We start from the raw sequence: 20,649 nt of genomic DNA on the forward strand, positions 1-20,649 counted from the left end.
ACGGAAAGCGGACTTCCAACCGCTAGGCTCTGGTTCAGCATGGGTACCGCAGCCGCAGAACACTCCGCCGACCACTGGGAGGACGCCATCGCCACCGGCATCGACCCGACGTCCTGGGCGTACGCCGAGGACTACACCGGCGAGGACGAAGTCGTCACCGGTGCACGGGCGAGCGCCGCGGACAGCGGTGTCGCCCCGATCGGCCCTGGCGCCGCGGCCGCGCTGAGCATGCTCGCCGCCGGCGCGGGTGCGAAGGCGGTCGTCGAGATCGGCACCGGGACGGGCGTCTCCGGGCTCGCCCTGCTGCGCGGGATGCGCGCGGACGGCACGCTGACCACGGTCGACATCGACGCGGAGAACCAGCGGCTGGCCCGCAAGACCTTCCTGGACGCCGGTGTGGCCTCCAACCGCTTCCGGCTGATCGCCGGCGCCGGGCTGGACGTGGTCACCCGCCTCACCGACGGGCACTACGACCTGGTCTTCTGCGACGCGGACCGGCGCGAGAACACGGCGTACCTGCACGAAGCCCTCCGCCTGCTCCGCCCCGGCGGCGTCGTCGCCTTCGCCGGCGTCCTCACCGGCGGCCGGGTAGCCGACCCCGCCCACCGCGACCCCGACACCATGGCCCTCCGAGACCTGATCCGAGCCGTCCGCGACGACGACGACCTCGTCTCAGCCCTCCTCCCCACCTCCGAAGGCCTCCTCACCGCCGCCAAACGCATCAGCTGACTTAGCCGTTCAGGCGGGTTAGTTCGGTGGTTATTTCGTGCCAGGCGGTGGAGAGCGGGTCTATCAGTTCGTAGTGGCCGCAGTGCTGGACGCGGACCAGGCGGGCGGTGGGGTGGGCGGCGAAGTAGGACTCGGTGATGCTGAGGGGGACTCTGGTGTCGTCTGTGCCGTGGATGAGGGTTACTGGGGCGATGGGGGCCGGGAGGTGGACCGGGTCCAGGTCGTTGCGGACGCCGCTGCCTATGAAGGCTTGTACGGCGCCCTCGTCGAGGTTGAGGCGGTCTGCCATCAAGAGGTCGGCTACGGGGGCCAGAGCGATCAGGCCGCGGAGGCGGACCGGGTTGGTGGTGGCGGCCAGCCAGAGTGCCAGTTGGCCGCCGGCTGAGTGGCCTATGAGGATGTAGCCGGCGTGGACGTCGACCAGGTCGGGTAGGGCGTCCAGCGCCGTACGGATGTCTGAGGTGGTCGCGTCGGGGTCGCCCGGGACGCGGCGGTACTCGAGGGAGACGACCGGCCAGCCCATGTCGGAGAGGGCTTCACCGAGGGGGCGCGCGTGTTTGCGGTCGTAGTCGGGGCGCCAGAAACCGCCGTGGATGAAGACGATCAGCGGGCGGTACTCCTTCGCGTGCCAGTAGTCGATGACCTGGTCCGCGTGGTCGCCGTACCGCAGCTGTTCGTCCGGCTCGCGGGCTTCGCGAGTCAGTACCGATCGGTCCTCGGTCATTCCGACCTCCCGAGATAGCGCAGGGCGTTCGCCGTCAGCAGCTTGTGCTGCTGCTCCGCGGTCAGGAAGCCGGACTTCCGTACCACCTCCCCGACCGGCCGTTCGCCCAATGGATAGGGATAGTCACTGCCGACCAGAACGCGGTCTTCCCCCAAGGTATCGACAAGTAGCCGTAAAGGCGCTGATTCAAACACGACCGTGTCGACCAGGATGCGGTCCAGATACATCGACGGTGGATGCTCCGAGCAACCACGGACAATGTCGCCGCGCCGGTGCCAGGCGTTCTCCAGCCGCCCGAGCCAGAACGCGAAACTGCCGCCCCCGTGGGCGAAACAGATCTTCAGGTACGGCGGCAACCGGTCGAACGCCCCGCCCAGGATCATCGCCAGCAACGACAGATGCGTCTCGGCGGGCATCCCGGTCAGCCAGCGCGCCATCCACCGGTCCAGCCGCGGGCCGCCCGGCATGTCCCACGGATGCACCAGCACCGGCGTACCGGTCTCGGCGCAATGGTTGAGGAAGGCAACGATCCCGGCATCGTCGAGGTCCTTGTCGCCGACGTGGTTCCCGATCTCTACGCCGACGTGACCGGCCGCGCGGGCGCGGTCCAACTCGGCGCAGGCGAGGTCCGGATCCTGCAACGGCACCTGGCAGAACGGCACGAACCGCTCGTCGCCCGCCAGCGTCTCCAGCGTGAGGTCGTTGAAGATCTCGGCCAGCTTGACGGCCTGCGCGGCGGGCCGCTCGTACCCGAAGAACACCGGCGTCGGCGAGACCACCTGGAGATCGATGCCGTCGGCATCCATATCCTCTGCGCGTGTGCCCGGATCCCAAGCCTGCGCTCCGATCGGCCGGAACTCCGACGAGCCGATCATGATCATCGCGGCCCGCTCGGAGTCGATCCGCAACCACGGCCAGCCGTCGCCGCCACACGCCACCGCGAGATCCGGCCACCCGTGCGGGACCAGATGGGTGTGGACGTCGACCGTCATTTACCGGGGTGCAGCGTGCCGCAGTTCGGGCAGGTGCGCGCGTCCTCGCTCTCGTAGAACGCCTTGAACACCGGCGGCAGGTCGGCGACGATATCGGTCACCTGCAGCTCGACCTCGTGCACGACCCCGTTGCAGTTCGCGCAGTACCAGCGGAACTTCTCCAGCGTGCCGGGCTCCCGGACCCGCTCGATCACCAGGCCGATCGAGTCCGCGTCGCGCTGCGGCGAGTGCGGCATGCTGCGCGGCAGCACCCACATCTCACCCTCGTTGATGTCCACCCGGCCCGGGCCGTCGTCCGTCATCACGTCGACGTGCATCGTGCCCTTGATCTGGTAGAAGAACTCCTCGTACGGGTCGACGTGGAAGTCGGTGCGCTGGTTCGGGCCGCCGACGACCATCGTGATGAAGTCGTCCCCGGTCGGGAACATCTGCTTGTTGCCGACCGGCGGCTTCAGCAGATGCTTGTTCTCCTCGATCCACTCCGGAAAGTTCGTCGACTCCAGGTTCGCCATGTCTTCACCCTTTCTGCGGGATCGCCGCCACGCAAGAGATCTCGATCAACAGCTGCGGATGTGGCAATTGATGTACTGCGACCGTCGTCCGCGCCGGCCCCGACTCGTCGAAGAACTCACCATAGACCTCGTTGTACCCGCCGAAGTCGTTCATCGACACCAGGTACGTCGTCACGCCGACCAGATCCTCGAGCCCGGCCCCGACCGCGGCGAGCACGTCCCGGATGTTCTCCAGCACCGCCCGCGTCTGCACCCGAATGTCCAGCTCGACGGTCCCCATCGGGTCCACCGACGCGCCGGCGATCGAGTTGTCCGGCCGTCTGCTCGACGTACCGGACACGTACGCGAACCCGTTCGCCACCTTCACATGCGGGAAGCGGCCGCGCGGCGTGGCTTTCCCGGGCACGACGGTCATGACAGCTCCACGCACACGTTGGTCGTCTCGGTGTAGAAGTCCACCGAGTGCCGGCCGCCCTCGCGGCCGACGCCTGACAACTTGACCCCGCCGAAGGGCGTGCGGAGGTCGCGGAGGAACCAGGTGTTGACCCAGCACAGGCCCACGTCGAGGGCGGCGCCGGCGCAGTGGGCGCGGCCTACGTCGCGGGTCCAGACGGTTGCCGCGAGCCCGTAGTCGCTGTCGTTGGCGAGGGCGAACGCTTCCTCGTCGGTGTCGAAGGGTGCGACGTGGCAGATCGGGCCGAAGATCTCCTCGCGATTGGTGCGCGCGTCAGGCGGGAGGCCGGTGACCACGGTTGGTTGTACGTAGCAACCACCGTCGCGGGCGTCGCCGAAGGTGGGCACGCCGCCGCCGGTGAGGACCTCGGCGCCTTCGGCCCGGGCGAGGGCGTAGTACGAGAGGACCTTGTCGCGGTGTTGTTTGGAGATGAGGGGCATGTTCATCGTGGCCTCGTCGGCGGGCCAGCCGTAGGTCAGCTCGGCGGCGCGGGCAGCCAGTCGCTCAGTGAACTCGTTGAAGATCGGGCGTTCGACATACAGGCGTTCGGTGCAGAGACACACCTGGCCGCCGTTGGTGAAGACGGAGCGGACCGATCCCTCGACGGCCGCGTCGAGGTCGCAGTCGGCGAAGATCAGGCCGGCGTTCTTCCCGCCCAACTCGAAGGAGACTGCCTTCACCCGGTCGGCGGCGACCTTGGCGATCGACGTACCGGTGGCGGATTCGCCGGTGAAGGTGATGGCGTCCACGCCGGGGTGGCGGGTCAGGTACTCCCCCGCTGACGACGGGCCGAAGCCGTGGATCAGGTTGAAGACGCCTGGGGGTACGCCGGCGTCGGCCATGACCTCGGCCAGCACGGTCGCTGATGACGGTGTCTCCTCGGACGGCTTCACCACCACCGCGTTGCCACAGGCAAGCGCCGGTGCGACCTTCCAGGTCAGGAGGAGCAGGGGAAGGTTCCACGGTACGACGATCGCGACTACGCCGACGGGTTTGCGTACGGCGTAGTTCAGCGCTCGGCGTCCGTCGGGGAGGACGGTTGTGTACGACTCGGTCGGGATCGTGGTCGCGAAGTCGGCGAAGGCGCGGAAGTTGGCCGCGCCGCGCGGGATGTCGAGGGTCCGGGCCTGGCTGATCGACTTCCCGGTGTCACCCACCTCAGCCGCAACCAGGTCCTCGAACCGCCGCTCCAACTCGTCCGCAACCCGCCGGAGTACGACGGCCCGCTCCTGCTCACTCATCCGCCCCCACGGCCCCCGCAACGCGGCCCGAGCAGCAGCAACCGCCGCGTCAACAGTCGCCTCATCCGCCTCACACACGTCGAAGATCTGCTCCCCCGTCACCGGCGAAACCTTCGCGAACCGCCCAGCGCTCTCGACAAACTCCCCACCAACGAAGTGCCGCAACAACCCCACCGACGAGGGCTGCCCGGTCAACAGCTGGGAGGACCAGAGGTCGTTCATCGGCGGGCTCGTGATCGGGTGACGGCGAACAGCACGCCCGCGGCGGCCACGGCTGCTGCGCCGAGTAGTTGGTGTTGGCGGTGGACTCGGTGTTGGACTTCGGCGTAGGGGGTGGTGGAGAAGGAGACGAGTTCGTAGCGGGAGACGTAGGTGCCGGGGAGGAGGCGTTCGAGGGTGTGTTCTATCTGTTTTTGCAGGCGGAAGACCGGGGAGGCGACCTTGTCGCGCATCTCGACGAAGTTGGCTAACGCCATTTCGGCGATTGCTTCGGTGTTCTCGCGGCGCCGGGCTTCGAAGAGGGGTAGCGCGCGGGCCCACGAGCCGCCGGTGTCGTCCAGGCAGCGGTCCAGCTCGACAACATCTTCGAACGCGCAGTTCGCGCCCTGCCCGTAGAACGGCACGATCGCATGCGCCGCATCCCCGAGCAACGCAGTACGACCGTGCGCCTGCCACGGCAGCGTGTGGACCGTGCCGAGCACGCCGACGGGATTGTTCAGATAGTCGTCGACCAAGTTCGGTGCCAGCGGCAACAGATCCGGGTAGTTGATCCGGAAATGGTCCTCGATCCCGGACGCCGACGTGAGCGCGTCGAACGACCCGGCCGGCCAGAACAGCGTGCAGGTGAACGACTTGTCCGGGTTCGGCAGCGCGATCATCATCGACGTACCGCGCGGCCAGATGTGCAACGCACCCGGGTCCAGCGCGAACTCGCCGTCAACAGCCGGGATCGACAGCTCCTTGTAGCCGTAGTCCAGGAAGTCGACGTTCTCCGCAACGATGCCCTCGGCAAGCAACTGCTCCCGCACCGCGGACCCGGCCCCGTCCGCCCCGAGTACGACGTCGGCCTCAACCGACACCTTCCCGGCAGGCGTAGCGAACACCATCCGCCCGACGGCGGAATCCAGCTCCACCAACCGATGCTCGAACTCCACCGACACACCATCAGCAGCGACCGCCGCCGTCAGCAGCGCGTTGTTCAACGCACCCCGGCTGATCGAGTTGATCGCCCGATCTCCTGACGCCGAGTACGCCTGGAAGTCCAGCGCCCCGGTGACCGGATGAATCATCCGGCCCTTCATCGGCAGCGCATCCGCCATCACCTCGTCGACCAGCCCGATCTTCCGCAGCGCGTTCAGCCCGCGCTCGGAGATCGCCAGGTTGATCGACCGCCCACGCTCGACCTGCGCAACCCGCGGGTCCGGCCGCCGTTCGTACAGCGTCACCGTCAACCCACGCCGCGCCAGGAAACACGCGAGCAACGACCCCGTCAGCCCGGCACCGACGATCGCGACCTTCATCCCATCACCTCAGCCAACGCCGTCGCCGCCCGCCAGCAGTCGTGGTACGTCGAGTACAGCGGCACCGGCGCCAACCGCAGTACGTCGGGCTCCCGCGCGTCCGCGATCACGCCGTACCCGAACCGCAGCCGCCGCGACAGCTCGCCGGCCCGCATCCCCGTGACCCGCAACGACAACTGGGCACCCCGCCGCGCGGGATCCGTCGGCGTGATCACCTGCAACGGCAAAGATGCCAGCAGCTTCTCCAGGTACGCCGTCAATCGCACACTCCGCTCCCGCAGTACTTCGATGCCGATCTTGTCGAAGATCTCCAGCGACGTCCGGACCGGACTCATCGAGAAGATCGGTGGGTTCGACACCTGCCACGCGTCGGCGCTCGCGGGCGGCCGCGACTCCGGTGTCATCTCGAACCGCGTCGCCGCCTCCGTGCTCCACCAGCCCTCGAACCGCGGCAGGTCCGTGCCGAGGTGACGTTCATGGACGAACACCCCGGCCAGCCCGCCCGGCCCCGAGTTCAGGTACTTGTACGAGCACCACGCCGCGAAGTCCACATCCCAGTCGTGCAAGGCCAACGGCACATTCCCGGCCGCATGCGCGAGATCCCACCCGACGACCGCACCGGCCGCATGACCGGCCTTGGTGATCGTGGGGATGTCCATCAACTCGCCGGTCAGGTAGTTCACGCCGCCGAGCAGTACGAGCGCGACGTCGCCGCCGAGCTGCTCGACGACATCCGCCGTACGCAGACTGTCCTCGCCCGGTCGCGGACGCAGCCGGATGACCGCGTCCTCGGCGTCGTACCCGTGGAAAGCGACCTGCGACCGTACGGCGTAACTGTCCGAGGGAAACGCTGCGTCCTCGATCACGATCCGATGCCGCGATCGCGTCGGTCGGTAGAACGACACCATCAGCAGATGCAGGTTGACCGTTAGCGAGTTCATCACGACGGTCTCGCTCGGCAACGCCCCGACCAGGCGGGACGCGGGACCGGTCAGCAGCTCGTGGTACGGCAACCAGGGTCTGGCCGCGTCCAGATGGCCCTCGACCCCGAGCGCGGCCCACGCGTCCAGGTCCTCGAGCAGCTCGGCGCGGGTCGCCGTCGGCCGCAACCCGAGCGAGTTGCCGGCGAAGTACGCCACCTCCGGGTAGTCACCGCCCTGCGCCGGTGGCACGTCGAACAGGTCCCGGTGCCCTGCGTCCGCGGCATCGAGGGAAAGCGCCTCGGTCTCGGCCGTCACCCCTCGGCAACCTCGTCGACAGCGGCAGCCTTCGGCGCCTCGATCACCTGGCCCTTGCCGAGCACGGTCACGCCGCCCTTGGACACGATGAACCCACGCTCCCGGTCGTAGTCCGGGTCGACGCCGATCTCGACCCCGTCCGGGACCACGATGTTCTTGTCCAGGATGACGTTCTTGAGTACGACGTCCTTGCCGATCTTGCAGTTGTCCATGATCACGCAGCGCTGGATGTCCGCACCCGAGCTGACGATCACGTTCGAGCCGAGCACCGAGTGGTCGACATGCGCGCCGGACACGATCGAGCCCTGGCAGACGATCGACTCGCCGACGGTCGCGTCGTCGGTGAACTTCGCACCCGGCAGCTGCGGGTGCGAGGTGAAGATCGGCCAGTCGGAGTTGTACAGGTTGAACACCGGCTGGATCGAGACCAGGTCCATATGCGCCTCGTGGTACGAGTCCAGCGACCCGACGTCGCGCCAGTACGACCGGTCGCGGTCGAGGGCGCCCGGTACGTCGTTCTCCTGGAAGTCGTACACACCTGCCTTGCCCTCGGCAACGAGCATCGGGACGATGTCGCCGCCCATGTCGTGCCGGGAGGCCGGATTGGCGGCGTCCTTGCGCAGCGCCTCGACCAGGACGTCCCGGCTGAATACGTAGTTGCCCATCGAGGCAAAGGTCTCGTCCGGCGAGTCGGGCAGCCCGGGCGGATCGGCCGGCTTCTCCAGGAACTCGTCGATGGCGTGCCCGTCCGCACCGGTCTTGATCACGCCGAACTCGGTGGCCTCGGCCCGCGGCACCCGGATCCCGGCCACGGTCACGCCGTTCCCGCGCTCGATATGCGCGGCGACCATCTGCGACGCGTCCATCCGGTACACGTGGTCGGCGCCGAAGACCACGATGTACTCCGGGTCCGCGTCCTTGATCAGGTTCATCGACTGGTAGATCGCGTCCGCGCTGCCCTGGTACCACTGCGGGCCGAGCCGCTGCTGGGCCGGGACGCAGGTCACGTAGTTGCCGAGCAGCGTCGACATCCGCCAGGTCAGCGTGACGTGCCGGTCGAGCGAATGCGATTTGTACTGGGTGAGCACACAGAGATTTCGATAGCCGGCATTGACCAAATTCGAAAGCACGAAGTCGATCAGGCGATAACTCCCGCCGAACGGCACGGCCGGTTTGGCCCGGTCCGCCGTCAGCGGCATCAACCGCTTGCCCTCACCACCGGCCAGCACGATTCCGAGAACTCTGGGCGCCTTTGCCATGTCCGCACCTTAGCTCCGAGAACCCTCGTGCATAAGCGCTTGCGAGTGTCGCGACACTGTAAAGATGCCGATCCTCGTCGTACCGACCACTGCCGTTCACCGATCGTTTCTCGCGGCCTGGGACGAGCTCGGTCCGGATCATGAGCGCTGGATGGGTGCGAAGTCGATCGCGGCCGACGACGAGGAGTGGAACCGGCAGCAGGCGGCCGACCCGGCGGAGTTCCACCGGCTGGTCGAGGCGATCAAGGCCGAGGCGGATCCGGCGACCGAGCTGCCGCCGGGGCTCGTGCACCAGACCGTGCTGTGGTTCGTCGACGGGATCGAGTTCCTCGGCCGGCTGTCGATCCGGCACTGGCTCACTCCGGCCCTGCTCGAGGTGGCCGGCCACATCGGGTACTGCGTCCGCCCGTCCGCGCGCCGGCACGGATACGCGACCCAGATGCTGACCCAGTCGCTCCCGATCGCGGCCGCCCTCGACATCGAGCCGGCCCTGGTCACCTGCGACACCGGCAACGTCGGCTCGCGCAAGGTGATCGAGGCGGCCGGCGGCGAATTGGAAGACGAACGACACGGAAAGCTGCGGTTCTGGGTGCCGACACACCTGGATTGATGACCTATCGTCGGGCGCATGAAGGTCGCCATCCTGACGCGTGAGTACCCACCGGACGTGTACGGCGGGGCGGGGGTGCACGTGGACTTCCTGGTCCGCGAGCTCCGTCGGCTGGTCGACGTGGACGTGCAGTGCATGGGCGAGCCCCGGCCGGGCGCGACCGCGCACTCCGAGGACGACCCGCGGATGCCGGGCGCGAACGCCGCGCTGCGCATCCTGTCCACGGACCTCACGATGACGGCCGCGGTCGGCGACGCCCAGCTCGTGCACTCCCACACCTGGTACGCGAACATGGCCGGCCACTGGGCCAAGCTGCTGTACGGCGTACCGCATGTGGTGACCGCGCATTCGCTCGAGCCGCGCCGCCCGTGGAAGGCCGAGCAGCTCGGCGGCGGGTACCGGCTGTCGAGTTGGGCCGAGAAGACGGCGTACGAGGCGGCCGACGCGGTTGTCGCGGTGAGCCGCGGGATGCGGGACGACGTACTCGACTGCTATCCCTCGATCGACCCGGCGAAGGTGCACGTGATCTCGAACGGGATCGACGCCGACTTCTACCACCCGGACCCGTCGACGCATGTCCTCGAGCGACTGGGTGTCGACCTGAACCGTCCGTACGTGACGTTCGTCGGCCGGATCACCCGGCAGAAGGGCGTACCGCACCTGCTTCGCGCCGGCCTGCGCCTCGACCCGTCTGTGCAGCTCGTCCTGCTGGCCGGCGCAGCCGACACGGTCGAACTGAAGGCGGAGACCGACGCGCTGATCGACGACCTCAAGCTGGCGCGGGACGGCGTGTTCGTGGTCTCCGAGATGCTGCCGCGGGAAGAGGTTCGGCAGGTCCTCACGCATGCGCTGGCGTTCTGCTGCCCGTCGATCTACGAGCCGCTCGGCATCGTGAACCTGGAGGCGATGGCCTGCGAGACCGCCGTGGTCGCGAGCGCGGTCGGCGGCATCCCCGAGGTCGTCGACGACGGCGTGACCGGCACGCTCGTCCCGTACGACGAGAACGACACCGACGCCTTCGAACGCGGCCTCGCCGACGGGATCAACGCGCTCGTCGACAACCCGGCGCGCGCGGACGAGATGGGTAAGGCCGGCCGGGAGCGGGCGGTGTCGCAGTTCGGCTGGGACGCCGTCGCGGACCGGACCGTGCAGCTGTACACGAGCCTGCTCGGGTAGGAGAAACCCCACCCCGGTACGGGGCTTCGCACCATTCTTCGGCTGCCGCGGCGGGAGTTGGGTTGAGGTATGACTTCTCGCCTGACAAAGACCGTCGCCGCGACGCTGGCGACCGCTGCTCTGCTCACGTTCCCGTTGTCGGCGTTCGGCGCCGTCAGTCAGCCGACGCTGTCCGAAGCTGCCGTCTCCAGCGTCCACGCTCCTCGTGGTTCGCTGGTCTCGGCGGTACCGGTCGCGCAGTTGACCGCGGCTCAGCTGAACGCTGCATCCGCCGACTTCCCCGGCACACCAGCTGCGACGTACGGCGTCACGGCGTACCGCTTGATCTATCGGACGGTCGACCACAACGGGCGGCCGACGACCGCGAGCGGCATCGTCGTACTGCCGGACGGACGTCGGGGTGCGCTGACCGTCGCGGAGTACCTGCACGGGACCAATCCCACGAAGGCCGCTGCTGCGTCAGTGGACGACACCTCGACCGATCGCCTCGTCACGGCTCTGTTCGCGGGGCAAGGGCTGGTCGGCGTTGCTCCGGACTACCTCGGTCTCGGGCTCGGGCCGGGCAAGCCGCCGTACGTCGACACCAAGACCGAAACGAGCTCATCGGGCGATTTGTTGCTCGCCGCACGGACCTTCGCGGCCAAGCACGGCGTCGCACTGAAGCGGGACGTGCTGCTCACGGGCTTCTCGCAGGGCGGCCGTGCGTCGGTCGCGCTCGGCCACGCGCTGAGCCGCGGTGAGTTCGGCTCGTTCCGCCTCGGCGCGATCCAGGCCGTCGCGGGACCGTACGACCTGCTCGGCAGCGAGCTCCCGGCGGTCTTCACCGGCGGCGTCCTGCCGCCGACAGCGACGTTCTACCTCGGCTACCTCGTGACCGCGTGGAACCGGACCGTCGGACTGTACGACGATCCGCGCGAGGTGTTCCGGGCGCCGTACGCCGCGACAGTCGAGGGCCTCTTCGACGGCACGCACTCCGATGAGGAGATCGTTGCCGCGCTCCCGGACTCGCCGGAGAAGCTGTTCACGCCGGCGTTCATCAAGCAGCTGCAGCACCCGACCGGCCGGCTGCTCCGGGCTCTTCGTGCGGCCGACCAGGTCTGCGACTGGACGCCGCGGGTGCCGGTGCACCTCTACAGCGGCACGAAGGACACCGACGTGGTGGCCGCCAACGCCGACGCATGCGCCGCTTCACTGCGAGCCCACGGCGCCGACGTGACCGTCCACAGCATGGGTCCCGTCGATCACACCGGTACGGCGTACGCGGCGTACCCGAGGATCATCCGCGCGTTCAGCCGGTGGGCTTGAGCCAGCCGATGCGTAGTTCGTCCGCGGCCGGACGGTAGATCCGGATGAGCTCGGCGCGCTCGGGATCGTCATCGGGCAGGTCGTTTGCGAGAGCGGCCTGCGCGGCGACGGTCTGCGGGCGGGCACCGAGCGCGGCGCGCAGGTGGAGGGAGCGACGCAGCATCGCGATCCCCTCGGCCGGCTCCTTCAGGTGCGCGAGGTGCCGGATGATGTAGGACTCGAAGAAGCCGTCGCCGTACTTCGTCGCGATCTCGAGCGCCGTCTCGTACCGCGCAACGGCGCCGGCCGAGTCCTCGTCGATGTTGTCGAGCAAGACACCCCAGTGGTACTCCGCCCAGCCGCGCTGCAACTCGTCGCCGCTCTGTGTCGCCGCGCGGTACGCCGCCTCGGACACAGCGCGGTCGTCGGGCCGGGGATCGCGCTGGAACAGCAGCCGGCTGTAGGCGAGCCGTCCGGTGAGCAACTGCGCGGTCCACGACGCGGGATCGAGCGCCGCGACCGCCTTCTCGGCCTCGTCGTGCCCCTCGATCCGGAAGAACCAGCCGTCAACCGCGATCTCGGCCCGCAGCTCGGGATCGCCGTCCGGGCCCAGTACGGCGAGCGCGGCATCCCACTCCCCCAGCACGAACAGGCGGCGAGCTGTGTAGGTGTCATCAGCTATCATGACGCCTACGCTAGATTCCGACGATGTAGGTGGTCAAGTGGAATACGGTGACTACATTGGCAACGTGACGCGGCTGGCCGTTGAGCTGGCCAACACCGGCACGCTCGATCAGGACGGTGAGCTGGTCGCCGCGTTCTTCGCCGAGCACGAGATCGCTCCGCCGGCCGACGGGGATTTCAGCGACCTGCCGGACCTCGTGCGTACGGCGCTGGCGCAGACGGTCGACGGCGACGCGCCCGACGCCGTACATCGGCTGCTGCGCGAATACCCGCCGGACATGCACCTGTCCGACCACGACGGTCTCGGCTGGCACGTCCACTTCGGCCGCAACGGGACTCCCGCCAAGCGTTGGGTCGGCCAACTGATCGCCGCCAAGCTCGCCCTGATCGCGGCCGGGGATCCGTCGGTGACGCTCGGGCGCTGCGCAGCGGCCGGATGCGGCAACTACTTCGTGGACCAGTCGCGGAACCGGACGCGCCGGTTCTGCTCCAACGCGTGCGCGAGCCGTACGACGGTTGCGGCGTACCGGGCCCGGAAGGGCTCTTAGTCCTTCGGGCTGGGCTGCGGCAGCTCGTGGTTGGGTGCGATGAGGCTGCCGAGCAGGGCCAGCGACTCGACATCGCGCGATCCCGGTACGGCGTGGAAGACGACGAGGGTCATGCCGTCGGTCCCGCCGATCGTCAGCTTGTCGGAGCGGAGATCGAGGTCGCCGACCTCGGGATGGGTCAGCTGGCTGAGCCGGCCCTTGCGCGGGCGGACGTCGTGCCGTGCCCACAGTTGCCGGAAGCGTTCGCTCCGCACGGACAGGTCGCCGACCAGCTCCTTCAGCCGCGGGTCGTTGACGTTCGGGCCGAGTTCGGTGCGGAGGATCGCGACACCTTCCTCGGTCAGGTCGTCCCAGTCGCGGCGCAGCTCACGTTCGCGAGGGTCGAGCAGGACCGCGGAGAGCAGGTTCACGCCGACGACGTAGTTCGGGGAGAGTGCGGCGCAGAGCGGGTTGACCGCGAGGCAGTCCGTGTACTTGTTCTGCACGTACGCCGGGTGGTTCGGCAGGCCGTCGATCAGCTCGACGATGCTGTCCGGGACCTTCTCGCCGGTCCGTCGTGCAGCCGGCCGTTCCTGGGCGAGACCGCGCAGGTAGGCGGTCGCGTCGGCGTCCAGCCGCAGTACCTCGGCGAGCGCGTCGAGGACCTGCATCGACGGGTTGCGGTCGCGGCCCTGCTCCAGCCGGAGGTAGTAGTCCGAGCTGATGCCGGCCAGCATCGCGACCTCCTCGCGCCGCAGCCCGGGCACGCGGCGCAGGCCGATGCTCCGGATGCCGACGTCCTCGGGCTTGACCTGCTCGCGCCTCGCCCGGAGGTAGTCGCCCAGCGCGTTCGTACTCTCCATGGCTCCCACGGTAGACCGGACCCCACTCGCGTGCCTGGGTCCTGTCACTACCAGGAACAGCGGGGCACTCCCTGTTCTAGATGCGCCGGGCAACAGTAGAGACATGACCAACTCAACCATCACCCTCGCCGACGACCTCACCATCACCCGGATGGGGTACGGCGCCATGCAGCTCGCAGGCCCGGGCGTCTTCGGCCCGCCGAAGGATCGCGACCAGGCCATCGCCGTACTGCGGGAAGCGGTCGACCTCGGCGTCACGCATATCGACACCAGCGACTTCTACGGCCCGGTCGTCGTGAACGAGCTGATCAAGGAGGCGCTGTATCCGTACCCGGCCGGCCTGCACCTGGTGACCAAGGTCGGCGCCCGGCGCGGCGACGACGGCTCGTGGAACATCTCGCAGGATCCGGACGACCTGAAGGCGCAGGTCCACGAGAACCTCGAGCACCTGGGCCTCGACGTACTCGACGTGGTCAACCTCCGCACGCCCGCCCATGACGGCGGCAGCGAGGAGCCGATCGCGAAGGCGTTCACAGCTCTGGTCGAACTACAGCAGGAAGGGCTGATCAAGCACCTAGGGCTGAGCGGCGTCACGATCACCCAGATCCGCGAGGCCCAGGCGATCGCGCCGATCGTCACGGTCCAGAACCTGTACAACCTGGTCCGCCGCGATGACGACGATGTGGTCGACTACACGGCCGAACACACCATCGCGTTCGCCTCGTTCTTCCCGCTGGGCGGATTCACGCCGCTCCAGTCCGAGACCCTCGCGAAGGTCGCCTCGCGGTTGCGCGCGACGCCGCAGCAGGTCGCTCTCGCGTGGCTGCTGCAGCGCTCGTCGACCAGCGTCGTCATCCCCGGTACGTCGTCACTCGACCACCTGCGCGAGAACATCGCGGCCCGCGACCTGACCCTGCCGGCCGACGCCGTCGCGGAACTCGACGCCATCGGCCGGAGCTAGCTCAGCCGATCCCAGCGGTTGGCTGGTCGCCGGTCAGCCAGGTCGTGAGCAGGCGGGCGCCCGCGCCGGTCGCGCCCACGGAGTACTCGAACCGGTCGGCCGGGGACTCGGCGATCGACGAGAGGTCGAGGTGCGCCCACGGGATGTCACCCGCGAACGCCTTCAGGAACAGGGCTGCGGTGATCGAGCCCGGCCCCTTCGAGCTGTTCACCGAGTCGGCGATCGGGGTGGAGATCAGGTCCTCGTACTCCGGCGGCAGCGGCATCCGCCAGACCTCTTCGCCGGAGATCCGGCCGGCGTCGGCGAGGTTGTCCGCCAGCGCGTCGTCGGTCGAGAACATCCCGCCGTACAGCATCGCGCCGAGCGACACCTTGATCGCGCCGGTCAGCGTGGCGACGTCGACCAGGACGTCCGGCTTCAGCTCCTTGACGGCGTACGCGAGACCGTCCGCCATCACCAGCCGGCCCTCGGCGTCGGTGTTCTTCACCTCGGTGGTCCGGCCGCCGTAGTGGCGGATCACGTCGTCCGGACGGTACGACGAACCGGACGGCATGTTCTCCGCGGAGCAGACGAGCCCCGTCACCCGGACGTTCGCGCCGAGCTCACGCAGCGCCGACATCGTCGCGATCACCGAACCGCCACCGGTCATGTCGCGCTTCATCGACACCATGCCCTCGCGCGGCTTCAGCGACAGGCCGCCGGTGTCGTACGTGATGCCCTTGCCGACCAGCACGACGTACGGCGTCTTCTTCGTCGCACCGGCGGGCACGTAGTCGAGGCGGATGAACCGCGGCGGCCGGGTGGAGCCCTGACCGACCGCGAGGATGCCGCCGAAACCTTCCTCGGCAAGCCGCTTCTCGTCCCAGACCTCCACCTCGAGGCCGGTCGCTCCGGCCACCTCGATGGCCCGCGCGGCCATCCACGCCGGGTCCTTCTCGTTCGACGGCGTGATCGCGAGCTGCCGCGCGAGCCAACCGGTCCGGCCGACGACGACGCCGCGGTCGACGACCGGCTGGCGGGCTTCCGGCGTACCGTCGGTCAGCGTGACCTTGCCGACCGCGGGCTTGCCCGGGTCGACCGTCTTCTGGGTGTACGAGAACGAGCCGAGAACGACGCCCTCGGCGAACGCCTGCAGCGCCGCGTCATCGATGCCCTCGGCAACGACTGTGGTGAGCTCATCCTTGCCGCGACCGAACCGGGCGACCGCCGCACCGGCGTGTCGCAGGTCCTTGGCGCTGCCGTCGCCGGCGCCGACCAGCACGATCTCGGCCACCTCGCCGGCCAGCAGCGGGTACGCCGCGACCGCGCCGGCGGACGGGCTGAAGCCGGTCTCCTGCTGTACTTCGAGCAATCGGTCGAGGTCGACGCCGAGTCGCTCGCCGGCCTCCTTCGCGGCGGCCGGCAGACCGCTCTCGTCACCGACGACGATCACCCAGGTCGGGGAACCGTGCACCGGCAGACCGGGCTGCCAGGCGACGCCCGGGAGGCTGGGAAAGGGGGACGAACTGCTGCTGCGGCGAGCCACTAGGAGGACCTCACTGAAGTTTGATCACAATAGGGTGCAACCGTAACGACCCCGGCCGGTGCCGGAAACAGCACCCACCGGGGTCGCAGGATTGTCAGAGGAGTGCGAGGCCATGTCCCGGCACCCCGGGGAGAACCTGGTCAGCCGACGACAGCCTTGAGCGCGTTCCCGAGCTCGGTCGCTTCGTCCGCGTTGAGCTCGACGACGAGCCGGCCGCCGCCCTCGAGCGGAACCCGCATCACGATCCCGCGGCCCTCCTTGGTGACCTCGAGCGGACCATCGCCCGTCCGCGGCTTCATCGCCGCCATGCGCGCACCCCTTCCCAGTGTCGGTGTTGAGCGACGACACCGCGCGGGGAACCGTCGCCGGCGCCGTTGCGGTGATGCGCCGTCGGCGCGTATCGCAGTGTGTATCAGACCCCATTATTCCCGATCCCAGGCCAGAGCCGTGCACCATACGGCAGACTCGAGTCTTGTGCACGCCCGTTCAGCCCTCTTCGACCTGTACGGCGACCACCTGCGCGCGCGTGGCGCGCGCGCCCCGGTCGCGGCCCTGGTCCAGCTGCTCGCGCCGCTCGGCGTCCATCCGCCGGCGGTGCGGACCGCCGTGTCGCGGATGGTCCGGCAGGGCTGGCTGGAGCCGGTCCGGATCGAGGGACAACCCGGGTACGCGTTGACGTCCCGGGCGCGTCGCCGGCTCGACGACGCCGCCGCCCGGATCTACCGGACCGCCCCGGACGGCACGCCGGTGGTCACCGGTTCCGAGGGGCCGGGCGACTGGGACCGGCACTGGCATCTGGGCATCCTGCGCGAGGTGCCGAACGCGCGTCGCCGCGAGCAGCTCGCGAGCCAACTCGCCTTCCTGGGTTGGGCTCCGCTGTCCGACGGCGCCTGGGTCGGGCTGCGCAACGACACTGAGGTCGACCAGATTCTCGGCATGGAAGGGATCGCCGCGGACCGGTTCCGCGCGCCGGTCGACGACGGCGCCGTGGAGTTCGCCCGGCGGGTCTGGAAACTGGACGAGCTCGGCGCGTCGTACGACGCCTGGCTGATCGAGGCGAAGTCGCTGGTCGACGAGGCCGGCGACGGCGGGGGTGACGAGCAGGCCTTTGCGGTCCGGTCGGAGCTGGTGCACGAGTGGCGCAAGTTCCTGTTCCGCGACCCGGGGCTGCCGGACGAGCTGCTGCCCGATGACTGGGCCGGCACCAGGGCGGCCGAGTTCTTCGATTTCCACGCCGAACGACTGGGCCCCGCGGCCGGGCGTTTCGTCGACAACTGCCTGACACTGCACTGAAATTTTCACCGACAGTCAAGGAGCTGACCACGATGAGTGACTCCGTTGTGTACGCCGTCTCGGACGGCGTGGCCACCATCACCCTGAACCGGCCGGACGCGATGAACTCGCTCGACACGCCGACGAAGGTCCTGCTCCGGGACACCATCCAGACGGCCGCCGACGACCCCGCCGTACGCGTCGTCGTACTGACCGGGACCGGGCGGGCGTTCTGCGTCGGGCAGGACCTGAAGGAGCACATCGGGCTGCTGCAGGCCAACGACGAGGCCGCGCTGTGGAGCACAGTGCCGGACCACTACGCGCCGATCGCGCTCGCCCTCACCGAGATGCCGAAACCGGTGATCGCGGCGGTCAACGGTGTGGCGGCCGGCGCCGGCGCGTCGATGGCGTTCGCCTGCGACTTCCGCGTGGTGGCCGACACCGCGGGGTTCAACCTCGCCTTCACCGGCATCGCGCTGTCCTGCGACACGGGCATCTCCTGGACGCTCCCCCGGCTCATCGGGCGGGCGAAGGCTCTGGAGTTGCTGTACTTCCCGCGCACCATCCCCGCGGCCGAATCGCTTGACCTCGGCCTGGCGACCTCGGTCGTCCCTGCCTTGGAGCTGGAGACCACCGTCGCCGCGCTCGCCGGGAAGCTCGCCAAGGGGCCGACGGTTGCCTACGGCGCCGTCCGTCAGTCGGTGAACTACTCGGCCACCCACACGCTGGCCGAGTCGCTGGCGTTCGAGGCGGGTCAGATGCAGCTGACCGGCGGGACCGAGGACCACCACAACGCGGTCGCGTCGTTCGTCGCGAAGGAGAAGCCCACCTTCAACGGCCGATGAGCAGGGTCTTGTAATCGTTTACGTAAGCGATTACAACGTGAGCTGTGAGGAAACTGCTGCTGCCTGCCCTGACCGCCGCCACGCTGATCGGGAGCTTCGTCGTGCCTGGGTCCAACGCCGCGCCTGCTGCGCCTGCTATTGAGCCAGGAGTGATCAAGTCCGCCGCCGCGCGGTCCGCAACGCTCGGCGAGGACATCAACTACAACGTCTACCTGCCGGCCGGGTACGACGCGTCCACCCGCCGCTACCCGGTCGTCTACCTGCTGCACGGGCGCGGGGACTCGATGAGCGCCTGGACGCAGGTGAAGAGCCGGCTCGACGAGTTGATCGGGACCGGTCAGATCCCGCCGACGATCGCGATCATGCCCGACGCGCCGTGGAGCAGCCGGGCGAGCTGGTACGTCGACTCGGCGTACAAAGGCGCCGACCCCGGGCGGCCGGTGGAGACGGCGTTCTTCCGCGACTTCGTGCCGAAGATCGACGCGACGTACCGGACGATCGCGGACCGGAGCGGGCGGGCGATCGCCGGCTACTCGATGGGCGGCGCGGGTGCGCTGCGGTACTCGCTGGCGCACCCCGAGGTCTTCGGTGCGGCGATCGCGTTGAGCCCGGCGGTGTACTTCCCGTTGCCGCCGGCCGATTCGAGCACCCGCGATTTCGGTGCCTTCGGCAAGGGTAAGGATCCGTTCGTCGAGTCGACGTACCTGAAGCTGAACTGGCCGGCGACGCTGAAGTCGTTCTCGGCGACCGGGCTGAAGTCGCACCTGTACATCGCGGTCGGCGACGACGAGTACAAGAACCCGAAGCCGATCGACGCGACCCACGACCTCGACTTCGAGGCGCATGTCGTGTTCAACCAGGCGTCCCGGGTGCCGAACCTGACGTCGGAGTTCCGCGTCGTCAACGGCGGACACGACTGGGACGTGTGGGGGCCGACGTTCGCCGAAGGCGCGAAGTACATCTTCCAGTACATCGGCAAGCCGCCGGCCGTCCCGATGCAGGCCGCGATCACCGGTACGGCGGGCGACGACCGCGCCGGCGGGATCGCGACTGATGCCTCGGGCAACGTTTATCAGGCGGTCGCGGCGGCGGGTGCGCTGGACGGTCAGCCGTACGCGGGCGGGACGGACGTCGCTCTGGTCAAGTACCGGGCGGACGGCTCGCGGGAGTGGACGCGCTCGCTCGGGACGAGTGGCACGGAACGGGCGTACGGCGTTGCTGTCGACGCGGACGGGCGCGTCGTGGTGACCGGGTACACGAACGGCGATCTGGACGGCAAGCATGCCGGAAACGCTACGGACGATGGGTTTGTGGCGCAGTACGACGCCGACGGGAATCGGCGGTGGCTGACGCAGTTCGGCGTACCGGGGGTGGCGGATCGCAGCTACTCGGTGAGTGTGTCCGGGACCGATGTCTATGTCGGCGGCTACACGAAGGGCGCGTTGGACGGGGCGAACCAGGGCGACAAGGATGTGTTCGTCGCTCGGCTTGACGGTGACGGGCGGCTGGTGTGGTTGCGGCAGACCGGAGGAGCGGGCGAGGACAAGGGGATGGCGGTCGCTGTCTCGGATGGTTCGGTGTATCTGGGTGGAATGATCGCCGGCGACGGCGGTGTGGACGGTCTGCTCGCCCGCTATTCGACGGACGGCACTCCGATGTGGGTGAAGCAGGTCGGCACGTCTGCGGCGGACGAGGTGTGGGCGCTGGCCGCGGACCCTGCCGGTGGTGTGTATCTCGCCGGCTACACGGCAGGTGACTTCGCCGGAACGCTCAACGGCGACAAGGATTTCCTGGTCGCCCGCGCCGATTCCGACGGCAACCTGACCTGGCGCGACCAGCTCGGCACGTCCACCAACGACAAGGCCGCCGCTGTGGCAGTCGACCCCGCCGGCAACCTCTATGTCGCAGGCTTCACCGACGGCGCGTTGGAGACGCCGCTCGGCAAGTTCGACGGCGTGCTGACGAAGTACTCGCCTGAGCACACACGCAGTTGGACCCGCCAGTTCGGTACTGCGGACGACGACGCGGCGGACGCCTTCGCCGAAGCGAATCTCTACCTCATCGCTACCCCGACGGGCACCCAACTGAGTGGGCTGACCGGAACGGATGTGTTCCGGACAGCCTTCACTTCAGACGGCTCGAACAACCTGCCGTAGAACGTTTGGTGGGCTCCCAGACCGCGTTCCGGCCGGGCGAGTCACGGCCGGACAACCACCTGACAGTCGGGGAGCCC

The 20,649-nt window shown here is 68.7% G+C and carries 21 protein-coding genes; 9 read left to right on the plus strand and 12 right to left on the minus strand.

Annotated features, from left to right (window positions below):
- Window positions 1-39: 39 nt before the first annotated feature.
- Window positions 40-729 (plus strand): O-methyltransferase, encoded by a 690-nt coding sequence (locus FDA38_RS34065; RefSeq protein ID WP_137258282.1) that lies wholly within the window; start codon window positions 40-42, stop codon window positions 727-729.
- Window position 730: 1 nt separating this feature from the next.
- On the opposite strand, the gene FDA38_RS34070 is transcribed toward FDA38_RS34065, so the two are convergent.
- From FDA38_RS34070 to glgC, 8 genes are read right to left on the minus strand one after another with little or no spacing between them, the layout of a single operon-like run.
- Window positions 731-1,453, minus strand: a complete 723-nt coding sequence (locus FDA38_RS34070; RefSeq protein ID WP_137258283.1) for an alpha/beta hydrolase family protein — start codon at window positions 1,451-1,453, stop codon at window positions 731-733.
- Window positions 1,450-2,445: an amidohydrolase family protein gene (locus FDA38_RS34075; RefSeq protein ID WP_137258284.1), complete on the minus strand. Its 996-nt coding sequence runs from the start codon at window positions 2,443-2,445 to the stop codon at window positions 1,450-1,452. Before FDA38_RS34075 ends, FDA38_RS34070 begins: the two co-directional genes overlap by 4 nt.
- Window positions 2,442-2,957, minus strand: a complete 516-nt coding sequence (locus FDA38_RS34080) for a 3-hydroxyanthranilate 3,4-dioxygenase (protein ID WP_137258285.1) — start codon at window positions 2,955-2,957, stop codon at window positions 2,442-2,444. The genes FDA38_RS34075 and FDA38_RS34080 overlap by 4 nt, the downstream gene beginning before the upstream one ends.
- A 4-nt stretch (window positions 2,958-2,961) precedes the next feature.
- On the minus strand, window positions 2,962-3,372 hold the full coding sequence (locus FDA38_RS34085) for a RidA family protein (protein WP_137258286.1): 411 nt from the start codon (window positions 3,370-3,372) through the stop codon (window positions 2,962-2,964).
- Window positions 3,369-4,874 carry a 2-hydroxymuconic semialdehyde dehydrogenase gene (locus FDA38_RS34090; protein WP_137258287.1) on the minus strand — a complete coding sequence of 502 codons (1,506 nt, stop codon included), beginning with the start codon at window positions 4,872-4,874 and terminating at the stop codon, window positions 3,369-3,371. The genes FDA38_RS34085 and FDA38_RS34090 overlap by 4 nt, the downstream gene beginning before the upstream one ends.
- Entirely contained in the window at window positions 4,871-6,172 is a 1,302-nt protein-coding gene (locus FDA38_RS34095; RefSeq protein WP_137258288.1) for an FAD-dependent oxidoreductase, read from the minus strand. The genes FDA38_RS34090 and FDA38_RS34095 overlap by 4 nt, the downstream gene beginning before the upstream one ends.
- The gene (gene kynU, locus FDA38_RS34100; protein WP_137258289.1) at window positions 6,169-7,410 is read right to left on the minus strand and encodes a kynureninase; all 1,242 of its coding nucleotides are present in this window, start codon (window positions 7,408-7,410) and stop codon (window positions 6,169-6,171) included. Before kynU ends, FDA38_RS34095 begins: the two co-directional genes overlap by 4 nt.
- A complete protein-coding gene (gene glgC, locus FDA38_RS34105; protein ID WP_137258290.1) occupies window positions 7,407-8,669 on the minus strand; it encodes a glucose-1-phosphate adenylyltransferase in 1,263 nt (420 codons plus the stop codon). Before glgC ends, kynU begins: the two co-directional genes overlap by 4 nt.
- Window positions 8,670-8,733: 64 nt before the next feature.
- Here glgC and FDA38_RS34110 point away from each other — a divergent pair, with 64 nt between their 5' ends.
- From FDA38_RS34110 to FDA38_RS34120, 3 genes are all read left to right on the plus strand, one after another.
- Complete coding sequence (locus FDA38_RS34110; protein ID WP_137258291.1) at window positions 8,734-9,279, plus strand: GNAT family N-acetyltransferase; 546 nt, start codon at window positions 8,734-8,736, stop codon at window positions 9,277-9,279.
- A gap of 18 nt (window positions 9,280-9,297) precedes the next feature.
- The gene (gene glgA, locus FDA38_RS34115) at window positions 9,298-10,455 is read left to right on the plus strand and encodes a glycogen synthase (protein WP_137258292.1); all 1,158 of its coding nucleotides are present in this window, start codon (window positions 9,298-9,300) and stop codon (window positions 10,453-10,455) included.
- A gap of 69 nt (window positions 10,456-10,524) precedes the next feature.
- A complete protein-coding gene (locus FDA38_RS34120; RefSeq protein ID WP_137258293.1) occupies window positions 10,525-11,760 on the plus strand; it encodes an alpha/beta hydrolase in 1,236 nt (411 codons plus the stop codon).
- Here FDA38_RS34120 and FDA38_RS34125 read toward each other — a convergent pair.
- Window positions 11,744-12,424: a hypothetical protein gene (locus tag FDA38_RS34125; RefSeq protein ID WP_170989966.1), complete on the minus strand. Its 681-nt coding sequence runs from the start codon at window positions 12,422-12,424 to the stop codon at window positions 11,744-11,746. The genes FDA38_RS34120 and FDA38_RS34125 overlap by 17 nt on opposite strands.
- Before the next feature lie 64 nt (window positions 12,425-12,488).
- Here FDA38_RS34125 and FDA38_RS43280 point away from each other — a divergent pair, with 64 nt between their 5' ends.
- On the plus strand, window positions 12,489-12,971 hold the full coding sequence (locus FDA38_RS43280; protein WP_233715096.1) for a CGNR zinc finger domain-containing protein: 483 nt from the start codon (window positions 12,489-12,491) through the stop codon (window positions 12,969-12,971).
- On the opposite strand, the gene FDA38_RS34135 is transcribed toward FDA38_RS43280, so the two are convergent.
- Entirely contained in the window at window positions 12,968-13,813 is an 846-nt protein-coding gene (locus tag FDA38_RS34135) for a helix-turn-helix domain-containing protein (protein WP_137258295.1), read from the minus strand. The two genes, FDA38_RS43280 and FDA38_RS34135, sit on opposite strands and share 4 nt — an antisense overlap.
- Before the next feature lie 103 nt (window positions 13,814-13,916).
- Here FDA38_RS34135 and FDA38_RS34140 point away from each other — a divergent pair, with 103 nt between their 5' ends.
- Complete coding sequence (locus tag FDA38_RS34140) at window positions 13,917-14,774, plus strand: oxidoreductase (RefSeq protein WP_137258296.1); 858 nt, start codon at window positions 13,917-13,919, stop codon at window positions 14,772-14,774.
- Window position 14,775: 1 nt separating this feature from the next.
- Here FDA38_RS34140 and FDA38_RS34145 read toward each other — a convergent pair whose 3' ends face one another.
- A complete protein-coding gene (locus tag FDA38_RS34145) occupies window positions 14,776-16,299 on the minus strand; it encodes a leucyl aminopeptidase family protein (RefSeq protein WP_137258297.1) in 1,524 nt (507 codons plus the stop codon).
- A 140-nt stretch (window positions 16,300-16,439) separates the two neighbouring features.
- Window positions 16,440-16,607 (minus strand): DUF3117 domain-containing protein, encoded by a 168-nt coding sequence (locus FDA38_RS34150; protein WP_012923066.1) that lies wholly within the window; start codon window positions 16,605-16,607, stop codon window positions 16,440-16,442.
- Between the two features lie 166 nt (window positions 16,608-16,773).
- Between FDA38_RS34150 and FDA38_RS34155 the strand changes: the two genes are divergently transcribed.
- Genes FDA38_RS34155 through FDA38_RS34165 form a run of 3 tightly spaced genes read left to right on the plus strand, consistent with a single transcriptional unit; the run spans window position 16,774 to window position 20,572 of the window.
- Entirely contained in the window at window positions 16,774-17,592 is an 819-nt protein-coding gene (locus tag FDA38_RS34155; protein ID WP_137258298.1) for a PaaX family transcriptional regulator, read from the plus strand.
- A gap of 32 nt (window positions 17,593-17,624) precedes the next feature.
- On the plus strand, window positions 17,625-18,416 hold the full coding sequence (locus tag FDA38_RS34160; RefSeq protein ID WP_137258299.1) for an enoyl-CoA hydratase/isomerase family protein: 792 nt from the start codon (window positions 17,625-17,627) through the stop codon (window positions 18,414-18,416).
- A gap of 44 nt (window positions 18,417-18,460) precedes the next feature.
- A complete protein-coding gene (locus tag FDA38_RS34165) occupies window positions 18,461-20,572 on the plus strand; it encodes an alpha/beta hydrolase-fold protein (RefSeq protein ID WP_137258300.1) in 2,112 nt (703 codons plus the stop codon).
- Window positions 20,573-20,649: the final 77 nt, after the last annotated feature.

This window comes from Kribbella jiaozuonensis, from assembly GCF_005233875.1.
GTDB lineage: Bacteria > Actinomycetota > Actinomycetes > Propionibacteriales > Kribbellaceae > Kribbella > Kribbella jiaozuonensis.

Coding starts and splice junctions, on each gene's coding strand:
- FDA38_RS34065 (WP_137258282.1), top strand. CDS start 40: ATGGGTACCGCAGCCGCAGAACACTCCGCCGACCACTGGGAGGACGCC.
- FDA38_RS34070 (WP_137258283.1), bottom strand. CDS start 1,453: ATGACCGAGGACCGATCGGTACTGACTCGCGAAGCCCGCGAGCCGGAC.
- FDA38_RS34075 (WP_137258284.1), bottom strand. CDS start 2,445: ATGACGGTCGACGTCCACACCCATCTGGTCCCGCACGGGTGGCCGGAT.
- FDA38_RS34080 (WP_137258285.1), bottom strand. CDS start 2,957: ATGGCGAACCTGGAGTCGACGAACTTTCCGGAGTGGATCGAGGAGAAC.
- FDA38_RS34085 (WP_137258286.1), bottom strand. CDS start 3,372: ATGACCGTCGTGCCCGGGAAAGCCACGCCGCGCGGCCGCTTCCCGCAT.
- FDA38_RS34090 (WP_137258287.1), bottom strand. CDS start 4,874: ATGAACGACCTCTGGTCCTCCCAGCTGTTGACCGGGCAGCCCTCGTCG.
- FDA38_RS34095 (WP_137258288.1), bottom strand. CDS start 6,172: ATGAAGGTCGCGATCGTCGGTGCCGGGCTGACGGGGTCGTTGCTCGCG.
- glgC (WP_137258290.1), bottom strand. CDS start 8,669: ATGGCAAAGGCGCCCAGAGTTCTCGGAATCGTGCTGGCCGGTGGTGAG.
- FDA38_RS34110 (WP_137258291.1), top strand. CDS start 8,734: ATGCCGATCCTCGTCGTACCGACCACTGCCGTTCACCGATCGTTTCTC.
- glgA (WP_137258292.1), top strand. CDS start 9,298: ATGAAGGTCGCCATCCTGACGCGTGAGTACCCACCGGACGTGTACGGC.
- FDA38_RS34120 (WP_137258293.1), top strand. CDS start 10,525: ATGACTTCTCGCCTGACAAAGACCGTCGCCGCGACGCTGGCGACCGCT.
- FDA38_RS34125 (WP_170989966.1), bottom strand. CDS start 12,424: ATGATAGCTGATGACACCTACACAGCTCGCCGCCTGTTCGTGCTGGGG.
- FDA38_RS34135 (WP_137258295.1), bottom strand. CDS start 13,813: ATGGAGAGTACGAACGCGCTGGGCGACTACCTCCGGGCGAGGCGCGAG.
- FDA38_RS34140 (WP_137258296.1), top strand. CDS start 13,917: ATGACCAACTCAACCATCACCCTCGCCGACGACCTCACCATCACCCGG.
- FDA38_RS34150 (WP_012923066.1), bottom strand. CDS start 16,607: ATGGCGGCGATGAAGCCGCGGACGGGCGATGGTCCGCTCGAGGTCACC.
- FDA38_RS34160 (WP_137258299.1), top strand. CDS start 17,625: ATGAGTGACTCCGTTGTGTACGCCGTCTCGGACGGCGTGGCCACCATC.